We start from the raw sequence: 3747 nt of genomic DNA on the forward strand, positions 1-3747 counted from the left end.
CATAACAAGGAGCATATTCGCTTGTACTATTTTCCAAGTTATTGCCCAGAACTAAACCCCGATGAATTTTTAAATCAAGATGTAAAATCCCACATTGGGAAGCAATGCCTTCATACTAAAGCGCAGATTGTAAAACTGCTAAATAGCCACCTCAAAATGAGGCAAAAACAGCCTTATGTCATCCAGAACTTTATCAAGGGCTGCTATCCTAGATATGTTGCTTGAAAAAGTGTAAACTATTAGTGCTCCCCGTAATAGTTATGAAATTACCAGATAAATTTAACCTCTAGTGGCCTTTTATTCTCCTGTATAACCACATACGCCTGCCCGTGGGGAATTAACCAGCGGCATAAGCATATAAGTATCTTTTTCATCGATAGCACAGGGGTGGCTTGTACTGCACTTAGAACACAGCTTTGAACCGCATAAAGAGCAAATGATATCAGCCGCTTGATTACATGCTTCGCAGAGAAAAGCAGGCGGATCATTTCGCATAAGAATTGAAATTTCTTTTTGAGGGCAGGTAGCAAGTTTTTCTAGGACTTGTATATCGAGTTCAGTAGAAGATCCCATATCGTAAACGTATGTAAACTCTAAGCCTGGAGATAGAATTTTACCGATTGGATTATTCATAGAGGCGCTAAGTTTGCCAGATTCAGTATGAGACATGTAATGTCGTCTGCCAATAGTAAACTCGCTAAGATGTCCGCAGCATTCTAACCATGTAGTCCTTAAAAACGCATCTAGAGATCGTAAGGAAGTATTCTGGGGAATAGCGACAAACATCCAATAAAGACCGGGTTCTTCAGCCCATGAGATGCGAAGTAAATATCCCTCCGATGTCGATTGAGAAGGTTGTAAGGATTTTAAAGCACACCCAAGTAAATGAGCGCTTCCCTTGCTGGGACTATAGGTTTTGCCGCAGGTAGTGCATGTGCCTTTAGTTTTCATTTTTTCCTCCTTTCTTCAATGATTTTAAAGGGTAATGTTTTTTAATGAATTTTATGAAAACGAATTTTTTTCAGCATCAACAGGAATGCCAGGGCTCAAAAGTTATTAAAATACATGCAACCCTTTTTTATTACTTTTAAAATTATCAAAAAGAATTTATTTATTTCAATCCTTCTTCATCGTTTGAAAAAAATTTAAAGGTTTTCTAAGGTTGAAAAGGGGGAATGAAACCTTTCCATCCACCAAGTACTTATCTTATTTTGTCAAAGATCAAAAGTATTTACCTCTTCATTCGTCTGCTGAAAAAATAATAACTTAAAGGTAAAAAATGTTTACAAGTTAATACGACAAGACTGTAGAGATAGTAGAAGGGTATCGAGCTTTGAGAGTACCTCTTGCCATGTAGGCTTTAAACAAAGATGGGTAGTCATCTTTAGCCAAGTGACCTATCAAAGAGAATACCCTGCTTTAGCCAAGCATTACCTTAAGGGCGGTGAAAAAGAAGCCAAAGCCTTTATTAAGCTCCTGTAGCAAGAATTTTCATGTCCAAGCGATTTTAAATATCAATTAGATAGGTTTGCAAAAAAACTTAAATATATACAGATTATTGTACCTGAAGTTATAGCAAATCAAAAGCATACTACGTCTGGGCGGCCCAAAGCTGAGCAAAAACCTTCTATATCTAGCTATCACCTACAAGGCATAGTAGCTTGCTCTTTGCTTAACAAGTTATCCCATAACCCCATCCACCTCACGGGTGATAAGAATACGAATTCGTTTGACTTGCTTTTTTAATTTTTTATATTCTTTTTAAGAATAAAAATGCTAAAAAAGTTATCACTACCCAAGGAAATAAAATGCATCCTATCTCTCCGGCATCTATTGAAAGCTTGCCCAATGAATTGCTGCTCCCTATCTTAGAGGCTTGCGTAGTTCCTTCCTTATTTAGCGTCTGTAAAAGATGGCATCATCTGCTGGCTTCTGAAGTGATGCCTTCTCTTTATAAACAAATAGGTAAAGTACATGTTCCTCAAGGAAACGTTAAGGAGCAGGCTCTCATTGTAGATAGGATTTATAAGCTAGAAGAAAAGCTTTCTGAAGCAGCAAAGGTAAATGCAATCTTTAGGCAAATCTTTACTTTAGCTAGCTATCTTTCTCCTTTAAAATCTAAAGAAAACGAAGAGCTTTCTGAAATAGCAAAGGTCAATGTAATCTTTAGACAAATCTTTAATTTAGCTAGCTCTTTTTTTTCTTTAAAATCTAAAGGACAAATAGAGGAAAAGAAATCTTTTACTCTAGCTAATTACTCTTCTTATCTCTTAAATATTAATCGCCTTTTGCTTTGGAAAAAACTTCCTGGGGGGGAAGAATACTTGAGCCGAGGAGAAATTAAGCACTTGCCTCTAAAGAAAAAAGGAGAGCTTCTTAGGGAGTGGATTGAAGAAAATTGTAAAAACATCAAGGCTTTAGATTTATCTGAAGCAGGCTTGACTTACTTACCCCAAGAAATAGGCCGATTGTCTCAGCTGCAAACGCTTTACTTAAGAGAAAACCAACTCACCAGCCTTCCTGTGGAAATCGGGCAGCTGTCTAAGCTGCGAAAGCTTAACTTAAGTGAAAACCAGCTCACCAGTCTGCCTGTGGAAATCGGGCAGCTGTCTCAGCTGCGAAAGCTTTACTTAAGCGAAAACCAGCTCACCAGTCTGCCTGTGGAAATCGGGCAGCTGTCTCAGCTGCGAAAGCTTTACTTAAGTGAAAACCAGCTCACCAGCCTGCCTGTGGAAATCGGGCAGCTATCTAAGCTGCAAACGCTTGAATTAGATCAAAACCAGCTCACCGCCCTGCCTGCAGAAATTAGGCAGCTGTCTAAGCTGACAAGGCTTGAGTTAAGCCACAACCAGCTCACCGCTCTGCATGCCGAACTTGGGCAGCTATCTCAGCTAGAAGTGCTTGGCTTAAAATCAAAACCAGCTCACCGCTCTGCCTGCCGAACTCGGGCAGCTATCTCAGCTAGAAGTTCTTGGCTTAAATGAAAACCAGCTCACCGCTCTGCCTGCCGAACTTGGGCAGCTATCTCAGCTAGAAGTGCTTGGCTTAAATCAAAACCAGCTCACCAGCCTTCCTGCAGAAATTGGGCAGTTGTCTGAACTGCAAACGCTTGAATTAAGAGAAAACCAGCTTACCAGCCTTCCTACAGAAATCGGACAGCTGTCTGAGCTGACACGGCTTTACTTAAAGCAAAACCAGCTCATCGCTCTGCCCGTAGAAATAGGGCAGTTATCTCAGCTGAAAACGCTTGAATTAAATCAAAACCTGCTCACCAATCTGCCTGCAGAAATTGGGCAGCTGTCTGAGCTACAATGGCTTAACTTAAATCAGAACCAGCTCTCCAGCCTTCCTGTAGAAATCGGACAATTGTCTCAGCTGCAAGAGCTTGGCTTAAATCAAAACCAACTCACCAATCTGCCTGCAGAAATCGGGCAGCTATCCCAGCTTACCAAGCTTGAATTAGCGGATAATCCTTTGAAAGATATTGCAGAAGAAATAAGGCAGCGTTTTCAATTGTAGAATGGGCGTAAGAGGTTATCTTAAAACCCCTCTTTTAACTTATCAATTGGCCTTAACATCAGTTTAATCATCGATAGATCAATCCAATTTCCACTCGTAGTTGTTAGGTGTCAAGCGACATGATAAATTGACCCCCTGGCGACATGAACTTTTGACCCCCACCTCTGGCCGGCGACACCAACAATTGACCCCCAGCCATAGCAAAATTTGACCCCTCCTCCACTAAAA

4 protein-coding genes are annotated in these 3747 nt (G+C 40.4%); 3 read left to right on the plus strand and 1 reads right to left on the minus strand.

Translation table 11 applies throughout. The features are described 5' to 3' along the window. A partial coding sequence (locus tag DB41_RS12160) for a transposase (RefSeq protein ID WP_039383338.1) occupies positions 1-225 on the plus strand: 225 nt, incomplete at its 5' end. A 72-nt stretch (positions 226-297) separates the two neighbouring features. On the opposite strand, the gene DB41_RS10460 is transcribed toward DB41_RS12160, so the two are convergent. Further along, positions 298-951, minus strand: coding sequence for a hypothetical protein (locus DB41_RS10460; RefSeq protein ID WP_052243756.1), 654 nt, complete (start codon positions 949-951; stop codon positions 298-300). A gap of 857 nt (positions 952-1808) precedes the next feature. Between DB41_RS10460 and DB41_RS10465 the strand changes: the two genes are divergently transcribed. Together DB41_RS10465 and DB41_RS00860 are read left to right on the plus strand one after the other, a co-directional pair. Beyond that, the gene (locus tag DB41_RS10465; protein ID WP_052243757.1) at positions 1809-2984 is read left to right on the plus strand and encodes a leucine-rich repeat domain-containing protein; all 1176 of its coding nucleotides are present in this window, start codon (positions 1809-1811) and stop codon (positions 2982-2984) included. Continuing rightward, on the plus strand, positions 2932-3519 hold the full coding sequence (locus DB41_RS00860; RefSeq protein WP_080502340.1) for a leucine-rich repeat domain-containing protein: 588 nt from the start codon (positions 2932-2934) through the stop codon (positions 3517-3519). The genes DB41_RS10465 and DB41_RS00860 overlap by 53 nt, the downstream gene beginning before the upstream one ends. The last annotated feature ends 228 nt before the right edge of the window (positions 3520-3747 follow it).

The sequence above is a fragment of the Neochlamydia sp. TUME1 genome (assembly GCF_000813645.1).
Classification (GTDB): Bacteria; Chlamydiota; Chlamydiia; order Chlamydiales; family Parachlamydiaceae; genus Neochlamydia.

What these genes read in the sequence shown, in the direction of transcription:
- DB41_RS10460 (WP_052243756.1), bottom strand. Translation starts at nt 951, where the DNA reads ATGAAAACTAAAGGCACATGCACTACCTGCGGCAAAACCTATAGTCCC.
- DB41_RS10465 (WP_052243757.1), top strand. Translation starts at nt 1,809, where the DNA reads ATGCATCCTATCTCTCCGGCATCTATTGAAAGCTTGCCCAATGAATTG.